The organism is Mesorhizobium kamtschaticum (assembly GCF_056174585.1).
The window spans coordinates 6,840,002-6,857,392 of record NZ_CM149691.1 but is presented as its reverse complement, the minus strand read 5'-3'; the positions used below and the strand labels follow the sequence as shown (position 1 = coordinate 6,857,392).

The 17,391-nt window shown below is 64.6% G+C and carries 19 protein-coding genes and 1 pseudogene; 5 read left to right on the top strand and 15 right to left on the bottom strand.

Translation table 11 applies throughout. From position 1 onward, the window contains the following. Nucleotides 1-24: 24 nt before the first annotated feature. A complete protein-coding gene (locus AC0V7N_RS33865; protein ID WP_475453058.1) occupies nt 25-1,287 on the top strand; it encodes a DUF763 domain-containing protein in 1,263 nt (420 codons plus the stop codon). A gap of 21 nt (nt 1,288-1,308) precedes the next feature. Here AC0V7N_RS33865 and AC0V7N_RS33860 read toward each other — a convergent pair whose 3' ends face one another. Beyond that, nucleotides 1,309-1,509 carry a KTSC domain-containing protein gene (locus tag AC0V7N_RS33860; protein WP_258585622.1) on the bottom strand — a complete coding sequence of 67 codons (201 nt, stop codon included), beginning with the start codon at nt 1,507-1,509 and terminating at the stop codon, nt 1,309-1,311. Nucleotides 1,510-1,749: 240 nt separating this feature from the next. Between AC0V7N_RS33860 and AC0V7N_RS33855 the strand changes: the two genes are divergently transcribed. After that, nucleotides 1,750-2,259: an alpha-ketoglutarate-dependent dioxygenase AlkB gene (locus AC0V7N_RS33855; RefSeq protein ID WP_496627585.1), complete on the top strand. Its 510-nt coding sequence runs from the start codon at nt 1,750-1,752 to the stop codon at nt 2,257-2,259. A gap of 41 nt (nt 2,260-2,300) precedes the next feature. On the opposite strand, the gene AC0V7N_RS33850 is transcribed toward AC0V7N_RS33855, so the two are convergent. Beyond that, nucleotides 2,301-3,086, bottom strand: a complete 786-nt coding sequence (locus AC0V7N_RS33850) for an SDR family NAD(P)-dependent oxidoreductase (protein ID WP_475453054.1) — start codon at nt 3,084-3,086, stop codon at nt 2,301-2,303. A 103-nt stretch (nt 3,087-3,189) separates the two neighbouring features. Between AC0V7N_RS33850 and uxuA the strand changes: the two genes are divergently transcribed. Continuing rightward, nucleotides 3,190-4,374, top strand: a complete 1,185-nt coding sequence (gene uxuA, locus AC0V7N_RS33845; protein WP_475453052.1) for a mannonate dehydratase — start codon at nt 3,190-3,192, stop codon at nt 4,372-4,374. 3 nt (nt 4,375-4,377) lie between these two features. On the opposite strand, the gene AC0V7N_RS33840 is transcribed toward uxuA, so the two are convergent. Together AC0V7N_RS33840 and AC0V7N_RS33835 are read right to left on the bottom strand one after the other, a co-directional pair. Further along, the gene (locus AC0V7N_RS33840; RefSeq protein ID WP_475453050.1) at nt 4,378-5,235 is read right to left on the bottom strand and encodes a sigma-70 family RNA polymerase sigma factor; all 858 of its coding nucleotides are present in this window, start codon (nt 5,233-5,235) and stop codon (nt 4,378-4,380) included. Continuing rightward, nucleotides 5,235-5,711 carry a carboxymuconolactone decarboxylase family protein gene (locus tag AC0V7N_RS33835; RefSeq protein WP_475453047.1) on the bottom strand — a complete coding sequence of 159 codons (477 nt, stop codon included), beginning with the start codon at nt 5,709-5,711 and terminating at the stop codon, nt 5,235-5,237. Before AC0V7N_RS33835 ends, AC0V7N_RS33840 begins: the two co-directional genes overlap by 1 nt. A gap of 283 nt (nt 5,712-5,994) precedes the next feature. On the opposite strand from AC0V7N_RS33835, the gene AC0V7N_RS33830 reads away from it, so the two are divergent. After that, complete coding sequence (locus tag AC0V7N_RS33830) at nt 5,995-7,434, top strand: FAD-binding oxidoreductase (RefSeq protein ID WP_475453045.1); 1,440 nt, start codon at nt 5,995-5,997, stop codon at nt 7,432-7,434. A 118-nt stretch (nt 7,435-7,552) separates the two neighbouring features. Here the strand turns inward: AC0V7N_RS33830 and AC0V7N_RS33825 are convergent. The 5 genes and pseudogenes from AC0V7N_RS33825 to AC0V7N_RS33805 all read right to left on the bottom strand — a co-directional run bounded on the left by AC0V7N_RS33825 (nt 7,553) and on the right by AC0V7N_RS33805 (nt 12,571). Beyond that, a pseudogene (locus AC0V7N_RS33825) lies at nt 7,553-8,861 on the bottom strand (aspartate aminotransferase family protein). Then, complete coding sequence (locus AC0V7N_RS33820) at nt 8,858-9,640, bottom strand: N-formylglutamate amidohydrolase (RefSeq protein ID WP_475453043.1); 783 nt, start codon at nt 9,638-9,640, stop codon at nt 8,858-8,860. The pseudogene AC0V7N_RS33825 and the gene AC0V7N_RS33820 overlap by 4 nt, the downstream one beginning before the upstream one ends. After that, the gene (locus AC0V7N_RS33815; RefSeq protein WP_475453041.1) at nt 9,640-10,962 is read right to left on the bottom strand and encodes a type I glutamate--ammonia ligase; all 1,323 of its coding nucleotides are present in this window, start codon (nt 10,960-10,962) and stop codon (nt 9,640-9,642) included. The genes AC0V7N_RS33820 and AC0V7N_RS33815 overlap by 1 nt, the downstream gene beginning before the upstream one ends. Continuing rightward, the gene (locus tag AC0V7N_RS33810) at nt 10,959-11,621 is read right to left on the bottom strand and encodes a cysteine hydrolase family protein (protein ID WP_475453039.1); all 663 of its coding nucleotides are present in this window, start codon (nt 11,619-11,621) and stop codon (nt 10,959-10,961) included. Before AC0V7N_RS33810 ends, AC0V7N_RS33815 begins: the two co-directional genes overlap by 4 nt. After that, a complete protein-coding gene (locus AC0V7N_RS33805) occupies nt 11,618-12,571 on the bottom strand; it encodes a MurR/RpiR family transcriptional regulator (protein ID WP_475453037.1) in 954 nt (317 codons plus the stop codon). Before AC0V7N_RS33805 ends, AC0V7N_RS33810 begins: the two co-directional genes overlap by 4 nt. An 87-nt stretch (nt 12,572-12,658) precedes the next feature. Between AC0V7N_RS33805 and AC0V7N_RS33800 the strand changes: the two genes are divergently transcribed. After that, nucleotides 12,659-12,880, top strand: coding sequence for a hypothetical protein (locus tag AC0V7N_RS33800; RefSeq protein ID WP_475453035.1), 222 nt, complete (start codon nt 12,659-12,661; stop codon nt 12,878-12,880). Between the two features lie 32 nt (nt 12,881-12,912). On the opposite strand, the gene AC0V7N_RS33795 is transcribed toward AC0V7N_RS33800, so the two are convergent. From AC0V7N_RS33795 to AC0V7N_RS33770, 6 genes are all read right to left on the bottom strand, one after another. Then, nucleotides 12,913-13,404 (bottom strand): LuxR C-terminal-related transcriptional regulator, encoded by a 492-nt coding sequence (locus AC0V7N_RS33795; RefSeq protein WP_475453033.1) that lies wholly within the window; start codon nt 13,402-13,404, stop codon nt 12,913-12,915. Nucleotides 13,405-13,586: 182 nt separating this feature from the next. Continuing rightward, the gene (locus AC0V7N_RS33790) at nt 13,587-14,402 is read right to left on the bottom strand and encodes a trypsin-like serine peptidase (protein ID WP_475453031.1); all 816 of its coding nucleotides are present in this window, start codon (nt 14,400-14,402) and stop codon (nt 13,587-13,589) included. After that, nucleotides 14,399-14,755, bottom strand: coding sequence for a hypothetical protein (locus AC0V7N_RS33785; protein ID WP_475453029.1), 357 nt, complete (start codon nt 14,753-14,755; stop codon nt 14,399-14,401). Before AC0V7N_RS33785 ends, AC0V7N_RS33790 begins: the two co-directional genes overlap by 4 nt. A 15-nt stretch (nt 14,756-14,770) precedes the next feature. Continuing rightward, nucleotides 14,771-15,472, bottom strand: coding sequence for a hypothetical protein (locus AC0V7N_RS33780; RefSeq protein WP_475453027.1), 702 nt, complete (start codon nt 15,470-15,472; stop codon nt 14,771-14,773). 44 nt (nt 15,473-15,516) lie between these two features. Continuing rightward, on the bottom strand, nt 15,517-16,551 hold the full coding sequence (locus tag AC0V7N_RS33775; protein WP_475453025.1) for a DUF4438 domain-containing protein: 1,035 nt from the start codon (nt 16,549-16,551) through the stop codon (nt 15,517-15,519). Further along, the gene (locus AC0V7N_RS33770) at nt 16,548-17,384 is read right to left on the bottom strand and encodes a hypothetical protein (RefSeq protein WP_475453023.1); all 837 of its coding nucleotides are present in this window, start codon (nt 17,382-17,384) and stop codon (nt 16,548-16,550) included. Before AC0V7N_RS33770 ends, AC0V7N_RS33775 begins: the two co-directional genes overlap by 4 nt. Nucleotides 17,385-17,391 lie beyond the last annotated feature (7 nt).

Here is a 17,391-nt window from a genome sequence, read left to right as displayed (position 1 = left end):
CAGACACCGGAACAGGCAACGGATTTGGCGCAACGATCGGGCAGTGCGGATCTTCCACTTCACGGCGGACGCGTGCCGAAATGGCTGGGTGACCGCATGACGCGCCTTGGCGCCGTCATGTGCGAGGCGATCATCCATCACTATGGCCGCAACGAATTGCTGCGGCGCCTGGCGCATCCGTTCTGGTTCCAGTCCTTCGGCGCAGTCATGGGCATGGACTGGCACTCGTCCGGCATCACGACCAGCGTCGTCGGCGCCCTGAAACGCGGCCTCACGCCGCTGTCGGGCGAACTCGGCATCCATGTCTGCGGCGGCCGTGGCGCGCACTCGCGCAAAACCCCGCATGAACTGGCCGCCATCGGCGAGCGCATCGGCTTCGACGGAGCGCGCCTGGCAACCGTCAGCCGGCTTGTCGCCAAGGTCGACAGCGCCGCCGTTCAGGATGGCTTCGACCTCTATCTGCATGGCTTCATCGTCACCGATGACGGCGACTGGGTGGTGGTGCAGCAAGGCATGAACGGCGACAGCAAGGTGGCGCGCCGCTACCATTGGCTGTCCGAAGGTCTGAAGAGCTTCGTCGATCAGCCGCACGCCGCCATCGAGGGCGCCAACCAGGGCGAGATCGTCAACCTGACCGACCGCCGCGCCGAGGCCTCGCGCCAGGGACAGCTGGATCTGCTCCAGGATCTCGGCCCGGATCGCATCCTGCGGGAATTCGCTGCTTTGCATCCCGATACCGCTTCGGCTCCGGAGCAGCCGCTGCTGCCGCATCTGGTCATGCCGGCTCACCATGATGTGCGCGAAAGCGATGTCGTGATGCGCCGCCTGCATGGAAACATGGCGGCGGCCGCGGAGCGTGGCCCGGCGGATTTCTCCGAGCTTCTGCTGGTTCCCGGCGTGGGCGCGCGCACCGTGCGCGCATTGGCCCTCGTTGCTGAAGTGGTGCATGGCGCGCCGTGCCGTTTTTCCGATCCCGGCCGTTTCTCACTCGCCCATGGCGGCAAGGACAGGCATCCGTTTCCTGTTCCACTCAAGGTCTATGACGAGACGATCGGCGTGCTGAAGTCCGCCGTGCAGAAGGCCAGGCTTGGCCGCGAAGAGGAGATCGGCGCGCTGAAGCGGCTTGACGACCAGTCGCGACAGGTCGAGCACTATGTCACCGGCCCCAGCCTGAAGGAAATTGTCGCCGGCGAATTCGACCAGTCGCATCTGCTTGGCGGCCGCAGTGTCTTTGGTTGGGAACCGGCGCCGGACAAGGCGCCCGCGGAGCTCAACAAGAAGGCGTGACGGGCTGACCCTGCTTCCGCATCATGCCACGCGACGGTAGCTGTAGCGATCGCGGATGAACTCATTGAAGAAGCGGCCTTTCGAGGCAGCCTTCTTGAAAGCCGCATAGGTTGCCGGGGCAACGTCCGCATAGTCATAGCGATGGCCGCTCGGCACGAACCAGACGGAGAGCGTTCTGGTAGCGGGATCGTATTGGGTGTTTCGGATCGCGGTCGATGGCATGCTGGCACCTGACTGCTCAGCCAGATAAATCCGCCAGCCATGGTCCGGTTCCCTGCCGTTACCCAGCGCACTATCTGTCGCGCACCAAGCGTGGCTCCGTATTGCCTTGTGGTCCGGCCCTCACCATCTAGGCGGGATGTCGCCGCTCAAATCGAAAGTCACCGGCCCCGCTCTGGCATTCCAGCACGATCTCTTTGGCGATGCTGAGGAGTTGCCGAAGGTTTCGCCTACCAACCCGGATTGATCACGCCGCAGGAAGAAGCAGAGCTCGCCCGGCATCTCGAAGGATTGCCGTTCGAGGCGTTCGATTTCCATGGCCATCTGGCAAACCGGCGTGTCGTCGGGTTTGGCCTGCGCTACGATTATGACCGGCGTGAAGTCGTCGAGGCGGCGCCGATCCCTGATTTCCTGCTGCCTGTGCGCGAGAAGGTCGCGGCCTTTGCGCGCCGGCCAGCCGAGGCCTTCGCGCAGGTGCTGATCAATGAATACCGGCCTGGCGCCGGTATCGGCTGGCATCGCGACAAGCCGCATTTCGAGGACGTCGCCGGCGTTTCGCTGCTGGCGCCTTGCGGCTTTCGGCTGCGGCGAAAGAGCGGCGACAAATGGGAGCGCCGGACCATCATCGTCGAGCCAAGGTCGGCCTATCTCATGACCGGGTCTTCACGGATCGAATGGGAGCACAGCATCCCGCCGCTTGCCGAACACCGCTATTCGATAACCTTGCGGACACTGCGCTCCCAAAACCCCTGAGCATCGTGCCGGCGGTGAAGGCCATGCCGATCGTCATACGTCTACTTCACGCCGATGCCGGCGGTCAGGCCGCCATCGATCTTGTAGTCGGCGCCGGTGCAGAAGCCGGCCTTGGACGAGCACAGGAAAGCGATGAGCTCCGCGACTTCCTCCGGCTCGCCGATGCGGCCAAGCGGATGCGCCGCGCCGAAGCGCCTGTAGGCCTCTTCGACATCGGCATCGCTGCCATTGTCGCCGCGCGCGGCCTTCTCCAGGATCGGCGTGCGGATCGATCCTGGGCTCACCGAATTCACCCTTATGCCTGATGCCGCGTAGTCGAGCGCCAGCGAGCGGGTCAGCGTATGGATGGCGCCCTTGGTCGTGGCATAAGCGGCGACGTTCTGCTGGCAGGCAAAACCTTGCACTGAGGCGACGTTGACGATGGCGCCGCCGCCGCGCTTGATCATTTCCGGGATGCCGAAATGGGCGGTCAGGTAGATCGATCCGACATTGACCGTCATCGCCCGGTTCCAGGTCTCCCAATCCGTTGTCGTTGCGGTTCCGTAGGGATGGACCGCGGCGGAATTAACGATGACGTCGATGCCGCCGAATTTCGCGACGCCGGCCGCGACCGCATCGCGCACCTGATCGGAAACGGACACGTCCACAGTCTGCACCAGCGCATTCGCTCCGGCTTTGGCAAGGCTGTCCTGCATGGCGGCATTGGCGGCCCGGTCGATGCCGCAGGCGATGATCGCCGCACCGCCTTGCGCCAGCCGTCTTGCGGTGGCGAGCGCGATGCCGGTCGTCCCCGTCACCAATGCCACCTTGCCGTCGAAATCCTTCATCGCGGGAACTCCTTCATGCGCTATCGAAAAACCTGGTTCTGAGTTTGACACTCATCGTCGTCAAACAATAGGTTGCCGGTCTCTCGCAAAAAGGAAAGTGGCAATGGAACAGTGCTGGCGCTGGTATGGTCCGGATGATCCGGTGACACTCGATCATGTCAGACAAGCTGGCGCCACCGGCGTGGTTTCAGCACTTCACCACATCTACGATGGCCGGGCCTGGCCCGAAGCCGATGTGCTCGAGCGCAAACGCATCATCGAGGCCGCCGGCCTGACATGGTCTGTCGTCGAGAGCATCCCGGTCCACAATTCCTTCAAGATCGGCGCGCCCGAACGCGAGCGCTATGCCGGCTACTATCGCGACAGCATCTGCACGCTCGCCCGGGCCGGCATCAAGACGATCTGCTACAATTTCATGCCGGTGGTGGACTGGACGCGCACCGACCTCATGTATCGCCTGCCGACAACCGGCTACGCCTTGCGCTTCGACGCCATCGACTTTGCCGCCTATGATCTCTTCGTGCTGCAGCGCAAGAACGGCGCCGCCAGCTATACGCCGGCGCGTATCGCCGAGGCCGAGACGCGGCTGAAGGCGCTGACATCGGAGCAGGTCGACCAGATCGAGCGAAATCTGATTGCCGGCCTGCCGGCAACCGAGCGCAAATATGACCGCGACAGTTTCCGCGAGGCTTTGGCGGAGTATGATGGGATCGGGCCGAAGGAGTTGCGCGATAACCTTGCCTGGTTTCTGCGCGAGATCATCCCGGTGGCGGAAGAGGAAGGGGTGCGCATGTGCATCCATCCCGACGACCCGCCCTTTTCGCTCTATGGCCTGCCGCGCGTCGTCTCGACCGCGCAAGATGCGCGTTTCATCCTCGACGCCGTCGACAGCCCGGCCAATGGGCTGACCTTCTGCACCGGTTCCTACGGCACGCGCGCCGATAACGACATTGTCGCCATGGTCAAGGAATTCGCCGACCGCATCCATTTTGTCCATCTGCGCAACATCACCATCGAGGAGGACGGCTCGTTCTATGAAGCCGAGCATCTCGAGGGTGGCACCGACATGGCGCATGTCATCCTCGCTCTGATGCAGGAGGAGGCACGCCGCCGCAAGGAGGGCCGTGCCGACTGGCGCATCCCGATGCGGCCGGACCATGGCCATCTGCTCGCCGACGACATCGGCAAGAAGAAGATCAATCCCGGCTACTCGCTGATCGGCCGGCTGAAAGGCCTCGCCGAACTGCGTGGCATCATGCGCGCCGTGGAGAAGTTCGGACTGGCTTGACGCTTAGTGAAGATGCCTGAGCTTGTCGGGGTTGCGCACGACATAGATCGCCGCGATCTTCCCGTCCTCGATGTCGAGTGCGGTGGTCTGGAGTTCGCCATCGGCTTCCAGGGTGACGAACCCCGGCAATCCGTTGATGAAACCGACGCGGACAAGTTTCGAGCCGTGCGTGCGCAACCAGGCCGCCACGCGTTCGTACTGCGTCATCACGGCATCGAAGCCCAGGGCCGGTTCGGTGGCCGCCGGACGCTTGCCGCCGCCGTCGGCATGGGCGATGACATCGGCGCTCAACATGGTGCCAAGCGCCTTCATGTCACCGCTGCGCGACGCCGTGAAAAAAGCCTCGGCGAGTTCGAGGCCATGTTGCCGTTCCACCGCAAAGCGGGGCCGTGCCTCGCGGACATGGCCGCGCGCCCGGGCCGCCAACTGGCGGCAGGCCGCCGGGTCGCGCTCGACGGCGGCCGCGACCTCGTCAAATCCCAGCCCGAACACATCGTGCAGTAGGAAGGCCGCCCGCTCGAGCGGCGACAGGCGCTCCAGCGCCAGCATCAGCGGCAAGGTGACGTCTTCCACCTCGTCCTCTTCCACCACGGGATCGGGAAGCCAGGGGCCGACATAGGTCTCACGTTTGTGCCGCGCGGATTTGAGCTGGTCGAGGCAGAGCCGCGTCACCGTGCGGCGCAGAAATGCCTCGGGTTCGCGCACCGCGGCGCGATCGGCCTTCATCCAGCGGATGAAGGCCTCCTGCACCACATCCTCGGCGTCCGACACCGAGCCGAGCATGCGGTAGGCGACGCGCATGAGCTTCGGGCGTAGCGGGCCGAAGCCCGCTGCCGCATCGTCGGGCGCTGAGCTCGTCATCAGGCTGCGGCCGCCCTGGCAGCCTTGATGGAAGCCGGGTCGGCATACAGGCCGAAACCGACGGCGATACGGTTCCAGGCGTTGATGATGTTGATCGTCAAGGTGAGCTTGATCTGCTCCTCCTCCGTGAAATGCGCCTTCAGCTCTTCATAGGCGCTCGCATGGCCAGCACCTTCCGACAGGCGGGTCAAGGCCTCTGTCCAGTTGAGTGCCGCGCGTTCGCGGTCGCTGTAGCAGGGCGCCTCGCGCCAGGCCGGCAAAAGGTAGATGCGCTGCTCGGTTTCCCCGTTCTCGCGCGCCTCGGTGGCGTGGAGATTGATGCAGTTGGCGCAGCCATTGATCTGCGAGGCACGCAGCTTCACCAGTTCGGTGAGGCTGTGCTCGAGGCTGGCGGCGGCGGAGAGCTCGATCGAGGAGCGCTGCCAGTTCTTCATCAGCACAGGGGCAGCGGCAAAGAGGTCGATTTTTGCGGTCATGGTTGGCTTCCTTCTGTTGGTGCCGACCCCATGACGAGTGAGGACTAGCTGGTGTGACATAGACGCCAAGATTTTTGTCCGCCATGCGCCATTCCCGTCAGTTGCTCCAGCATGCTTCGCGGCGTCGGCCAAGTCACCTTCGACCGTTCGCCGCCGTTGATACGCATCAAGCGGCGGCCCACCATCCGGTTCGAAGCCTGCATAACTTGCGCAACATCTAATATAAGAGCAGAATTAAAGGCGTTTGAAGGAGATCGGCTCATAAGCAAATCGGGAGGAAACCATGAACACCATGAGCCTCACCACGCTTGATCGCGGCAAGACGACAGTCGACGCCGAGGCAATAGAAGCGCTTTCGGCACAATTGCGCGGCATACTGCTTCAGCAGGGAGACGCCGCCTACAACGAAGCCCGCACCGTCTGGAATGCCACGGTCGACCGGCGGCCCAGGCTGATTGTGTGTTGCGTCGGCGCCTCCGACGTCATCCGTGCCGTGAATTTCGCCAGGGAAAACAGGCTTCTCGTCTCCGTGCGCGGCGGCGGCCATAGCATTGCCGGCAGCGCCGTCTGCGATGGCGGTCTGATGATCGATCTGTCGCCGATGAAGTCGGTGCGAGTCGATCCCGCCGCACGGCGGGCATGGGTCGGACCTGGCGCCACGCTCGCCGATGTCGACCGCGAAACGCAGGCCTTTGGGCTGGCGGTGCCGACAGGCATCAATTCGACCACCGGCATATCAGGCCTGACCCTGGGTGGTGGCTTTGGTTGGATCACCCGCAAATTCGGCCTGACCATCGACAACCTTGTCTCCGCCGATGTGGTCACCGCCGACGGCAAGTTGCTGCGCGCCAGCCAGACGGAAAATCCGGACCTGTTCTGGGCGCTGCGTGGCGGCGGCGGCAATTTCGGCATTGTCACGGCATTCGAGTTTCAGCTCCACCAGATGGGTCCTCAGGTTCTGTCGGGACTTGTCGTGCATCCTTTCGCCGATGCCGAGAAGGTACTGGAGGAGTATCGCAAGGCGCTCGAAACGGCTCCCGACGAACTGACCTGCTGGGTGGTCATGCGGCAAGCGCCGCCGCTGCCCTTCCTGCCGGCCGAGTGGCACGGCAAGGATGTTCTGGTGCTGGCCATGTGCTATTGCGGCGATCTCCAGGCAGGTGAAAAGGCGACGAAGAAGCTGCGCGCCATCGGCTCGCCGATTGCCGATGTCGTCGGCCCCAATCCGTTCACCGGTTGGCAGCAGGCATTCGACCCATTGCTTACGCCCGGCGCCCGCAACTACTGGAAAAGCCATGACTTCACCCAGCTTCCCGACAGGGCAGTTGAGATCGTCACCGAAGCGATACGTGAGCTTCCTGGCCCGGAATGCGAGATATTCATCGGCCATGTCGGCGGTGCGGCGGGCCGTGTGGAGCAGAACGCAACGGCGTTTCCACAACGCAGCTCACACTTCGTCATGAATGTTCATGCCCGCTGGCGCGAACCGGCAATGGATAGGGCCTGCATCGGTTGGGCGCGCAGCCTCTATGAGGCGGCCAAACCCTATGCTGCCGGCACAGCCTATGTGAACTTCATGCCTGAGGACGAGGTCGACCGGCTGGAAGCGGCCTATGGCGGCAACTACCAGCGGCTTCTGGAGATCAAGCAGCGCTATGACCCGCTGAACCTGTTCCGCATGAACCAGAATTTGCAGCCCAAACAAGGCCAGCGCGCCGCCTGAAGAGCCCGCATGACAGTGACAAAAAGCCCGCGCCTCCGCTAGGGGCGCGGGCTTTCGCATATCCTGCGAGAGATAGGACCGATCCGCCGGCGCAAATTGATGGAGCGCGCGGCGCCCGTCACCACATCATGAACGACGCGACATCCGCATCCGACACTTTGCCGGCATTCACGTCGGCGATCGCCTGGTCGACGATGGCCACGCCCTCGGCCACTTCGTCTTCGGTCAGCGTCAGCGGCGGCATGAATTCGAGCACATTGGCCTACAGCCCGACATAGGTGAAGGCAGCCCCCAGCTCATAGCCACGATAGATGATCTTGGCCGTGGTCGTGGCAGGCACCGGCTCGCGCGGTCCTTGACCAGGTCGACGCCGATGGCAAGCCCGCGCCCGCGCACATCGCCGATGATCTCGTGTTTGACGCCAAGCGCCCGCAGCGCATCGGAAAAGAGTTTGCCGATCCGCGCGGAGCGTTCGACCAGGCCTACGCTCTCGATCGTCTTCAGCACCGCGTTGCCGGCCGATGTCGCCACCGGATTGCCGGAGGTCGTCTGCAAGGCGAAGGCCGGTGCATGGTCCATGATTGCCTTCGGTCCGACCACGGCCGACAGCGGCAACCGCCGCCGATACCCTTACCGAACACGACAAGGTCCGGCGTCAGCCCTTCATGCTGGAAGCAGTGCATCATGCCGCTGCGCGCGAGCCCGACCTTGACCTCGTCGAGCACGATCCTGATGCCGTGCTTGCGGCAACGCTCCTGCAGCGCTTTCAGGAATCCCGGCGGCGGCACGATCAGACCGCCGTCCGACATCAGCGGCTCGATGAACACGGCCGCGACCTGGTGCGGCGGGCAGGTGGTCTCGAACTGGTAGTCGAGCAGGGCAAGCACATCCTCGCCGCTGAAATTCGGCCGGAACGGATCGGGGTAGGGCAGCAGCACCACGCCCGGCCGCGGCAGCGTATGCGTCATGGCGGTGTGGCCACTGATGCCCATCGAGCCGGAAAGGTTGCCGTGATAGGAGCCGATGAAGGAGATGAAGCGCGACCGGCCGGTGGCTGCCTGCAGCACGCGCACCGCGCAGTCATTGGCGTCCGACCCGGAATGGCCGAACCAGACGCGTCGTTCGCCTTCTCCAGGCGTGATCGCGAGCAACCGTTCGGCCAGCGAGACCGCAGGCTCATTGGGATAGAGCAACAGACTGGCGCCCGCCATGTTGCGGATCGAGGCCTCGACTGCCTCGACGATGGCCGGATGACCATAGCCAAGCACGGCCGGGCCGGCCGATCCCGACAGGTCGAGCAGCGAGCGGCCGCCTTCCTCGATCAACCGGTTGCCCTTGCCCCCGACGACGCTGAGCGGTGAGAAGCGCAGCTTGCCGATCTGCGCGATGGTCACGGCATCGCGCTCGCGCAGGCTGAGATTGCTCATGAGACCGTTTCCGTCCGTGCCGGCAGCGCCGCCGCCAGCCGATCCGTCCATTCCTCGATGCCGGACCTTGTCGACAAAAGGTCCTGCCGGATCTCGACGAGGACGGCGGGGATGCCGCGATCGTCGCCATGAATGGGCACGGCATAATCGGCGTCGCGGCTGATCACATAGGGCACGTTGGCCGCGACGTTGAGTGCCGTGTCCGTGCGCAGGCCAGAAAGGATCGCTTCGGCGAGATCGGCTGCATGCGCATGCAGCACGCCCGCATGCCACGGCCTGGCGACACCCAGGAAGACCGGCGTGAAGGAGTGGATCGTCACGATCAGCGTTGGCCGGCCTTCGGCCATCCGGCGATCGAGATGTGCGGCGACCCGCTCATGGAACGGTGAAAACATGATTTCCGCGCGTCGGTCCCGTTCCGCTGTATCGACGCCGACATTGCCGGGAATGTCGGTGTCTTCCGACAGCACCGGAATGCTGCCCGGGGTGCCCAGTGGCCGGTTGAGGTCGATCAGCAGCCGTGAATAGCCGCTGAGGAAGGCCGCTGCATCGAGCCGTGCCGACAACAGGCGCGTCACCTCCGCGGCGCCGATATCCCAGGCGATGTGGCGTTGCAGATGGCTGGCATCGAGCCCGAGCTGCCGATACTCAGTCGGCATGTGGTTGGACGCATGCTCGCACAACAGGACGATATCGCTACGTCCGCGCTCGTTGAGAATCTCGACCGCGTCGGGCCAATCTTTTTGAGGCAACAAGTCTTTTTCAGTCCGCGCAGTCATCAATAAAGCGTCCGGTAGAGATCGCAGATGGCAGCCGGATCGAGGCCGGCCAGCCGCTCGGCCTCATGTCGCTTCAGCCCGACGAAGGTCTCGATGAAGACAGGCGCGAACCATCCGGTGACGGTCTTGTCGGCGAGAAGCGCGTCCAGCGCGGCGAGCAGCGTCTCGGGCAGCCGCACCAGGCCAAGGTTTGCCCGTTCCGCCTCGCTCATCAGCGTCGGGTCGCCGGTGACCAGCGGCGGCGATGGCAGATCTGCCTTCAGCCCTTCAAGGCCGGCGCGGATGATCGCCGCCAGCGACAGATAGGGATTGCCGGTGGCGTCGGCGGCCCGGTATTCGACATTGTATTGCCGTGCCGGATCGCGCCCGCCGATCGTCACCGTCGGACAAATGCGCAGCGATGCTTCACGGTCGCGGTCGGCAAGCCAGGTGTAGGACGAACTCCAGCTATGCGGCTTCAGCCGGTAGAAGGACGACACGCTCGACGCTGTCATGGCAGTTATCGCCGGCAGATGGCGCAGCACGCCGGCACAGAAGGCTCCGGCCTTGGCGGAAAGGCCGCCAGGTTGCGTCGCATCGTAGGTCACCGGCTTGCCGGCCTCGTCGACGAAGCTGAAATGGATGTGCACGCCGTTGCCGACGGCATTGGGGGCGATCTTCGGCGCGAAGCTCGCGCGCCAGCCGGCATTGCGCGCCATTTCGCGCGTGATCTCGCGGATGGCGACGGCGCGATCCGCCGCCGTCAGCGCGTCGGCAGGCTCGTGCGTCACTTCGAACTGCTCGTCGCCGAATTCGGCGATGACCACTTCGGGTCCGACATCAGCCTCCTCAAGTGCCGCCATTAAATTGGGGGCGAACGGATCGGTGCGGCGCAGGGCGGCGAAGGACATCGAATGCGCCGGCGCGAAGCTGCCGCCGGCGATGTGGAATTCATGCTCGAAGGCGGCGATGACGGAAAGACCGGTTGCGGCCTTCAGTTCCGCCAGCGCGTCCCTGAGCATGGTCCGTGTGCAGCCGAGCCATGGGCTGCCGTCGAGCTCGACAATGTCGCCGGCCACCATGTCGAAAGGCGTCGGCGATCCGGTCCGTTCGGTGCGGAAGCGCGCCTTGAGATCGGGGATCAGCCGCAGGTCGCCCGACGAGCCCCAGGGATTGGGATCGACGATCGAATTGAAAGGCGTCATCGATAGATTGGCCTGCAGCCAGCCGACACCGGTCGTGGCGGTTTTCTGCAGTCTGCTTTCGACAACGAAGCGGCCCCGCGTGATGGCGGAGAGATCCGTGGTGACGACGGCAACGAGAGGCTCGACGGTCGATGTCATGCAGTTTTTCCCAGAGCGTTGAAACGGTCGACGACAGTGTCGGTGTCGGCGACCCAGCAATAGCCGCCGAAGGCTTTGAGCGCGATGTCGTGGCGCTCCTGGGTGATGGTGGCACAGGCGTCCGCGACACAGGTGACGAGATAGCCGCGGTCGGCGCCGTCGCGCACGGTCATGTCGACGCATTGGTCGGTGAGCACGCCGACCACGACGAGATAGCGGATGCCGAGGTTCTTCAGGAGATAGTCGACATTGGTCGAGTTGAAGATGCCGGACGAGGTCTTCGGCAGCATGATCTCGTCGCCGACCGGCGCCAGCGATGCAACCGGCAGGCCCTCGGGGAGGCTCGGCGGGACATGGATCGGTGTCAGCTTGTGGTCGAGCGAGCGGTCGCGGCCGTCTTCGGTCAGGCTCTGGATGATGGTGTGCAGCACTTCGACGCCATTGGCCCGCGCCGCCGCCAGCAGGCGTTCCTGGTTGGGGATCGTCTGCGAAGATGTCTGGCGGTAGAAATAATGGTCGGGGCCGCGCTCGGGATGCGAGGGATCGGCGCCCGGCTCCAGCCAGATGCGCTGCATGTCGACGAGCAGCAGCGCGGTCTCGCCGGCACGGAAGGCTTCGTCTCGCTTGGGTAGGGCCTGTTTGGATAAGGCTTGGGTCATGCTTTGTCGTCCTGCTTTGCTGATTTGGGTCCGGGTGTCTTGCGTGGCTCGGATGTCTTTCCTGGCCCAGTCTGGCGCTTGCCGTTCTCTTGCGGGTCGCTGTCGAGCGTCACCGCATTGGCGTGCCGCACTTTCTCGATCCTCTCGATGCGCGCCCGGGCGTCGTCGCCCAGCGTCGAAACGATGTGGGCGGTAAGCGCCTCCATCTGGGCGATCGCCGGCGCCAGCGTGTCGTAGGGCGAGGCGACCTCAAGCGGGCTGACGATGGTGACCTCGGCGAGATCTGATATCGGCGACAGCCATTGGTCGGTGAAAAGCAGGATGCGCACATCGAGCGCCGCCGCCTGGCTTGCATAGGCCATCACGTCGAGCTGGTAGCGGCGATAATCGAAGACGACGAGCACGTCGCGGCGGCCGAGGTCGGCCAGCGTGTCGAATGCCTGGGGAGAAAGCACGCCAAGATCGCGGACCCCGGAGCGGAACTGCCCGAGATATCCAGCCAGCATGCCGGCGATGTGGCGGCTGAACCGGCCGCCGACAAGCACGATCTCGCCCTTGGCTTCCATCAGCAGGCGGGCGGCCCGTTCGTAGGTCTGCACCGGCGTCGCGGCGGTGGCTTTCTGCAGCGCGGCGGTGACGGAATCGAGATAGGCAAGCACGGCGCTGTCGCTGGAGCCGCTTTGCCGCTTCGCCTCCATCATCAACAAAGGCGAATGCAGCCTGGCTTCGACCTCGGCCAGCAGCTTGGCCTGGAAATCCGGAAAGCCTTCATAGCCGAGCTTGACGACCAGCCTGACCACGGTCGGATCGCTGACGCCGGCACGCCGGGCAAGCGACGAAGCGGTGCCGAGGCCGGAGGTCGGATAGTCCGTCAACAGCAGTCGGACGATCTTCTCTTCCGACGGCGTTAGCGCCAGATCCCCGCGCATCAGAACATCGCGTATCGCCATTGGCCTCCCCCGAAATACCTGGTCTCTTGTTTTGTAGAGTTTATTACAAAAATTTGTATTTCTGTCAATAATGAAGAGATGATTACATTGCCCGATCGCTGGCTTTACCGCGTTGGAAAGCAGCCAGCCGGCACCCCCGGCATGGCGTTGATCGGCAACGGCGCCATTGAGGGACTTTCGGCGCTGGGCTATTTCAGGAATCAGGTGAAGTCGACCGGCCTTTGCCGGGAGTTCGACATTCTGGCCGACCCGGACGAGGCGTGCGACCTGCTGCTCAGAGCCGGTCCCTCGAAAAAGCCGCTCGTTTGAGCCTCGGCAAGCAGACCTTGCAGATTCTCGGGCTATCGCAAATCATGGCGGAAGTCCGCCCGACCTGCGAGCACACAGGATGCAATCGCCGAACGCCGGCCGATATTCAGCTTCGCGAAGATTCGCCTGATATGCTCGCGTACGGTGTAGCCGCTGATGCCGAGCTGCCGGGCGATCTCTTTGTCCAGCTTGCCGTCAGCGATCAGTAATGCGATCTGGAGTTCGCGCCGGGTCAGTATTTCGGCGGCCGAAGGCGGAAGGTCGGTGGCAACGTCCGGCATGTAGACGGCGTCATAGATCAGGTAGTGCGTGCCGGCGCACACGATGCGTCCCACCGGCTGGCGCTGATCGGTATGACCGTTTGGATCCCCGCGATCGTCGTCTGCGTAACGGATGGCGACCAGCGAATGGCCGTTCACGACAAAGTTCGATGTATCCGGTTCCGGATCGCACTTTCTCCGTGACGCGGAAATCTCATCAGCGAAGTCGGAAAGTCTCTGCAAGTTCTCGGCACGTGCAACCATGGCCGAACGCCCCAGTTGGCAGGAAACTCAGTACAATCACAAGCCCTGGCGCACCAACAAAACTGCCACGCCGCCGATCCCCGGCGCAACCAGTATGAAAGCTGCATAGATGGTTTCGACTATAACACCTTCCGAAATATTAGCATTCCAAAAATCATCATTGGGCCGCCAATTTTCACCTTTCAGCGCCTGAATCCGGCGTGGATCGAGCGCAAGAGGTCAGGGGTAAGCCTGACGCCTCGGTTGAACAGGCCGGCCGGGGCGAGCGGCACCCCGGGCCGGCACCCCCAGGCACCACCCGAATGTGGACGTGGACCGGCGGTGTGAACCGCGATCACGACCGGTGGGCCGGCCTGCTGGCGATGGATCCAGACCGGAGCGCCGCTATGTCCCGGACAGGTATCGACGCTGTAGAAAAGCTGCCGTTCCGTGATCCGGTCCAGGCGCTCGGAATGCTCCCATTGCGTGCCGTCCGGCTTGTCGGCCGGATAGCCCGAAATGTGAAGGAGCCGGGAGCTGCGAAGCCTCACGAGATCCTGGCGGTTCGGCGACCAGAGCCGGAAGTGCCCGGGCGATGGCGAAAACGGCCGCTCAAGCTCGATCAGCCCGACATCGTGCAGGCCAGACGGACGGCGGCGGTATGGCGGGTTGACGTGCCATTGCTTGGCCCACTGCCAGCCGAACGGCCGCGCCTCGCGCGAGGCTCGACCCGGCGTGACACGGATGCGCACGGCGAGATTGGGCAGGCCGAGCCGTTGCCGGATCGGACTGGTGATGCAGTGCGCCGCGGTCAACAGCCGCGTCGGCGAAATCAGGAAGGCGGTACAGCCGGTCATCCTGCCGTCGCCGAAATCGCGCTCGATGTGGCAGACCGCGCTGTGTGGAAAGCGGTTGGTGTGCGTGACCCTGGCGCGCCCGTCGGTCGGCCCGACCACCGCATAGTCCGCTTCGTCGGCTAGCCGGTCGAGTTCGAAGGGGGTGGGCGAAAACAGCATCATGTGTCTTGCTCGCGTTCGGACTCCGCCGGCGCGGCATCCACGGGCATGGCCCCCGGTTGCGCCGGATCATCGATCCCAGCCTCATCCGCGGGCTCTTGCGACGCCTCAGCCTGATCCGCGCCCGCACTTGCAGTCAGGCCGAGCAAGCCTCGCAGTCGCTCCATCAGGAGACGGGCCTCTTCGCCGCGACCTTCGAGATAGGCCATTGTGCGATCCATGAACTCGTCGTCGGAACTGAATGGCGTTTCAGCCGGGCGCGGCTGTGGGGAACGCAGAGCCCTGACCTCCTGAAGAACGATGGCGTCGAGGTCGGCCCATACCGACCTTGCATGAGGTGCGACTTGCCCGTGCATGGGAATCTCCCTGGTTCAATTGTTGCGCATCAGTGCCATTTCATCGAATGTCGTGCTGTTGGGGTCGTAGAGCAGCGGGCGCTCCCGGTCCTGCAGCCAGCCTTCGTAGTTCCTGGCCCGCCTTGGATGCATGGCCTGGCGGGTGAGCCGGGCTGCCTGGACCAGGATCTGGCCCGGCTGCAGGTTGCGGATCGCGGTGTTTACCCGAGGGTCGGCTCGGCTCGGCTGCCGGTAGTGTTCGATAATTCTCTGCGCGATCGAATTGTTGCCCTTGGTCATGCCGATGCTGAGCGGACGGTCGCGGTCGATGCCGGCGCGGGTGATGCGATAGACCTGCGGCCCCGGCGCCAGGAACGGCCGCAACAAAGCATCGACGTGTTCGCCCCGGCTCGCGGCGGTGCGCGCCGCGTCGATCGCAGCCAGCGAGACCGGCGGCGTCCAGCCGCGCCAGCCCGGCAGTTGTGACCCGCGCGCCCGCACCGACGTCTGGCCACGCGCTGAACGCAGGGCTCGACCGCGCCGTATGGCTGTCTCGTCGAAGGAAGAGGCATCGCCGCAACTGCCGCAGCCACAGCTCGGAAAATGCCGGCGCCTGACCTCGACGGCGCGAAAGCCCTGCTGTCGGCGACAGCGCGGGCAGCCGCATGGCGAGCGGTGAGCGACGGTTTGCGCGGCCTCGTTGACCAGCGCGTCGAGTTGTTCGTCGAGATATGACATGCCGATCCCTTTCTCGTAAATCGTTTCTCCGCCCGGGCTCGGATCTAGCCGGATCCGGCCACCATGCTTGGGTCCGATGCCGTCGCCCGCCGACGCAGCCTTGCCACGGTTCGTTCCCTTTGCTCGACGGTTGGCAAGGGAACCGATGGCCGTGCCGGTCGGGGTGGGCGAATGTCCAGATAGCGCGCGATGTTGGCGTCCGGGCTGAGCTCCAGCTGAAGCACCGAGGCCGGCGCCGAAAGCAGTGAGACAACGCCCGGACCATGACCCGCGACGGTGCTGTCGCTGTGCACGATGACGCCCACCGACACATGCCCTCCCAGCCGCGACCGGCCATAGCGGTTGTCGGCATCCATGATCCCGACAATGTCGCCGAAACGCAGCGAGCCGAGCTTGTAGCGCCGCACCATGCCGGGATCGGACATCTGGATGTCGTAGTCGCCGCGCAGCACATTGTTGCGGCCGAGGCCCGAGCCCATGACGCGGGCGGGGATGCGGTGCGTAACCTTGACGTGGATCCTGCCGTTGCGCTCGACCGGCCGCCAGCGGGCGAGCAGCCGCGGCGAGCAGTTCCAGATCGCGACGTCGGGATAGTCGGTCAGGCGCAGGCCAAGCCCATAGGCCCAGACCTGGATGCGGTCGCCGATCGCCATCTGCCGCATCGCCGGCAGCGGAAAGTCGATCAGCACGGTGTCGACGCCGCCATGTTTGCCGGTCACCACGCCGCGCGCGCCGGCGGCGCGGCCTGTGGTGACGATGGCGTGGTTGCCGACGCAGGAATAGCTCTGCAGCGCCTGGTTGGCGGCGTCCGGGCTGCCGCCGGCGGCGCGCGCCTCGTTGCGGATCGACACGGCCGGTTCGACATGGTCGCCGGCCAGGCCGACACAGGGGTCGCCGACACGATGGTTGAGCACGATACCGCCGGTGCCCGGCAGCGAGCGTGGTCGGCCATCATAGCCGATACGCCATGGCGTCCCCCTCTCGGTCGGCGAGGCGACCTGTCCCGCGACGCTGATCATCACCAGGTCGCGCGCATTGGTGCGCAGGCCATGGACCGGGTGGATGCGAGGCGGTTTCATGCCGCAGCCTCCTTCGGCACCAGCTCGTACCAGAGCGCGCAGGCATTGCGCCAAGGATCGTCCGGCGTCCCGTCATCGTGGTCGGCCGGATCTTCCAGCGCCCAGTCGGTCTCGCTCCAGCCGTCGGGCAGCGCCAGGATGACCGGGGCGACCACCTGCACGATCGCGGCATTGCGGCCGCTCGCGGCGATTGGAGCAGCAGCGGGCCAGAGCGCCGGGCCGGACCATCCGGGGATTGCTCCAGGATGGCGTTTGGTGGGAAATGCCAGCCGTTCGAGATAGTCGCACAATGGCGGCCTGGCGCCGTCATTGCCGGCGATGGTGAGAACATAGGTGCTGTCGGGCTGAAGCGCGGCGGAGAGCGCGACCACGTCGCGCGCGCACTCGTCGAGCGGAGCTGCGGTGCCGGCCACATCGCCGAAACGTGTTTCGAGCGCGGCGCAGCAACCTTCAAAGCGCGGCAACAGGGCTGTTTCCTCACGCTCGGGCAGCGCGCTTTCATACTGGGCGTCACCAATCCAGTGCACCCGGGATGACAGGCGGCCGTTCTGCCACGCCCGGCGCCATGGTTCGAGCTCCAGCGTCAATTCCTTGAGGATGACATCGCGCGTGCCGGGGGCGAGCCAACCGCCTCCCATCTGATCGGGCCGACGCCGATAGTATTCGTCGTTGTCGAGCAAGGTGTAGAAGCTGCGCGGCAGCCACACCCGCGCTGATTGCGAAAGCGTTACCGTCACAAGCAGCCCCATCGGTGACAACGCCAGCGGGGCGTCGATGACGATGTTCGGCGGCTTGGCCGCGAAACGCCCCGCAAGAGCAAGTTGGTGGTCCATCGCTGAC

Excerpts from the sequence above, each read along its gene's own strand:
- AC0V7N_RS33790 (WP_475453031.1), bottom strand. The coding sequence starts at position 14,402 with ATGATGCTGTTTTCGCCCACCCCCTTCGAACTCGACCGGCTAGCCGAC.
- AC0V7N_RS33770 (WP_475453023.1), bottom strand. The coding sequence starts at position 17,384 with ATGGACCACCAACTTGCTCTTGCGGGGCGTTTCGCGGCCAAGCCGCCG.
- AC0V7N_RS33780 (WP_475453027.1), bottom strand. The coding sequence starts at position 15,472 with ATGTCATATCTCGACGAACAACTCGACGCGCTGGTCAACGAGGCCGCG.
- AC0V7N_RS33830 (WP_475453045.1), top strand. The coding sequence starts at position 5,995 with ATGAACACCATGAGCCTCACCACGCTTGATCGCGGCAAGACGACAGTC.
- uxuA (WP_475453052.1), top strand. The coding sequence starts at position 3,190 with ATGGAACAGTGCTGGCGCTGGTATGGTCCGGATGATCCGGTGACACTC.
- AC0V7N_RS33805 (WP_475453037.1), bottom strand. The coding sequence starts at position 12,571 with ATGGCGATACGCGATGTTCTGATGCGCGGGGATCTGGCGCTAACGCCG.
- AC0V7N_RS33785 (WP_475453029.1), bottom strand. The coding sequence starts at position 14,755 with ATGCACGGGCAAGTCGCACCTCATGCAAGGTCGGTATGGGCCGACCTC.
- AC0V7N_RS33810 (WP_475453039.1), bottom strand. The coding sequence starts at position 11,621 with ATGACCCAAGCCTTATCCAAACAGGCCCTACCCAAGCGAGACGAAGCC.
- AC0V7N_RS33795 (WP_475453033.1), bottom strand. The coding sequence starts at position 13,404 with ATGGTTGCACGTGCCGAGAACTTGCAGAGACTTTCCGACTTCGCTGAT.
- AC0V7N_RS33850 (WP_475453054.1), bottom strand. The coding sequence starts at position 3,086 with ATGAAGGATTTCGACGGCAAGGTGGCATTGGTGACGGGGACGACCGGC.
- AC0V7N_RS33775 (WP_475453025.1), bottom strand. The coding sequence starts at position 16,551 with ATGAAACCGCCTCGCATCCACCCGGTCCATGGCCTGCGCACCAATGCG.
- AC0V7N_RS33820 (WP_475453043.1), bottom strand. The coding sequence starts at position 9,640 with ATGACTGCGCGGACTGAAAAAGACTTGTTGCCTCAAAAAGATTGGCCC.
- AC0V7N_RS33835 (WP_475453047.1), bottom strand. The coding sequence starts at position 5,711 with ATGACCGCAAAAATCGACCTCTTTGCCGCTGCCCCTGTGCTGATGAAG.
- AC0V7N_RS33860 (WP_258585622.1), bottom strand. The coding sequence starts at position 1,509 with ATGCCATCGACCGCGATCCGAAACACCCAATACGATCCCGCTACCAGA.
- AC0V7N_RS33840 (WP_475453050.1), bottom strand. The coding sequence starts at position 5,235 with ATGACGAGCTCAGCGCCCGACGATGCGGCAGCGGGCTTCGGCCCGCTA.
- AC0V7N_RS33815 (WP_475453041.1), bottom strand. The coding sequence starts at position 10,962 with ATGACATCGACCGTCGAGCCTCTCGTTGCCGTCGTCACCACGGATCTC.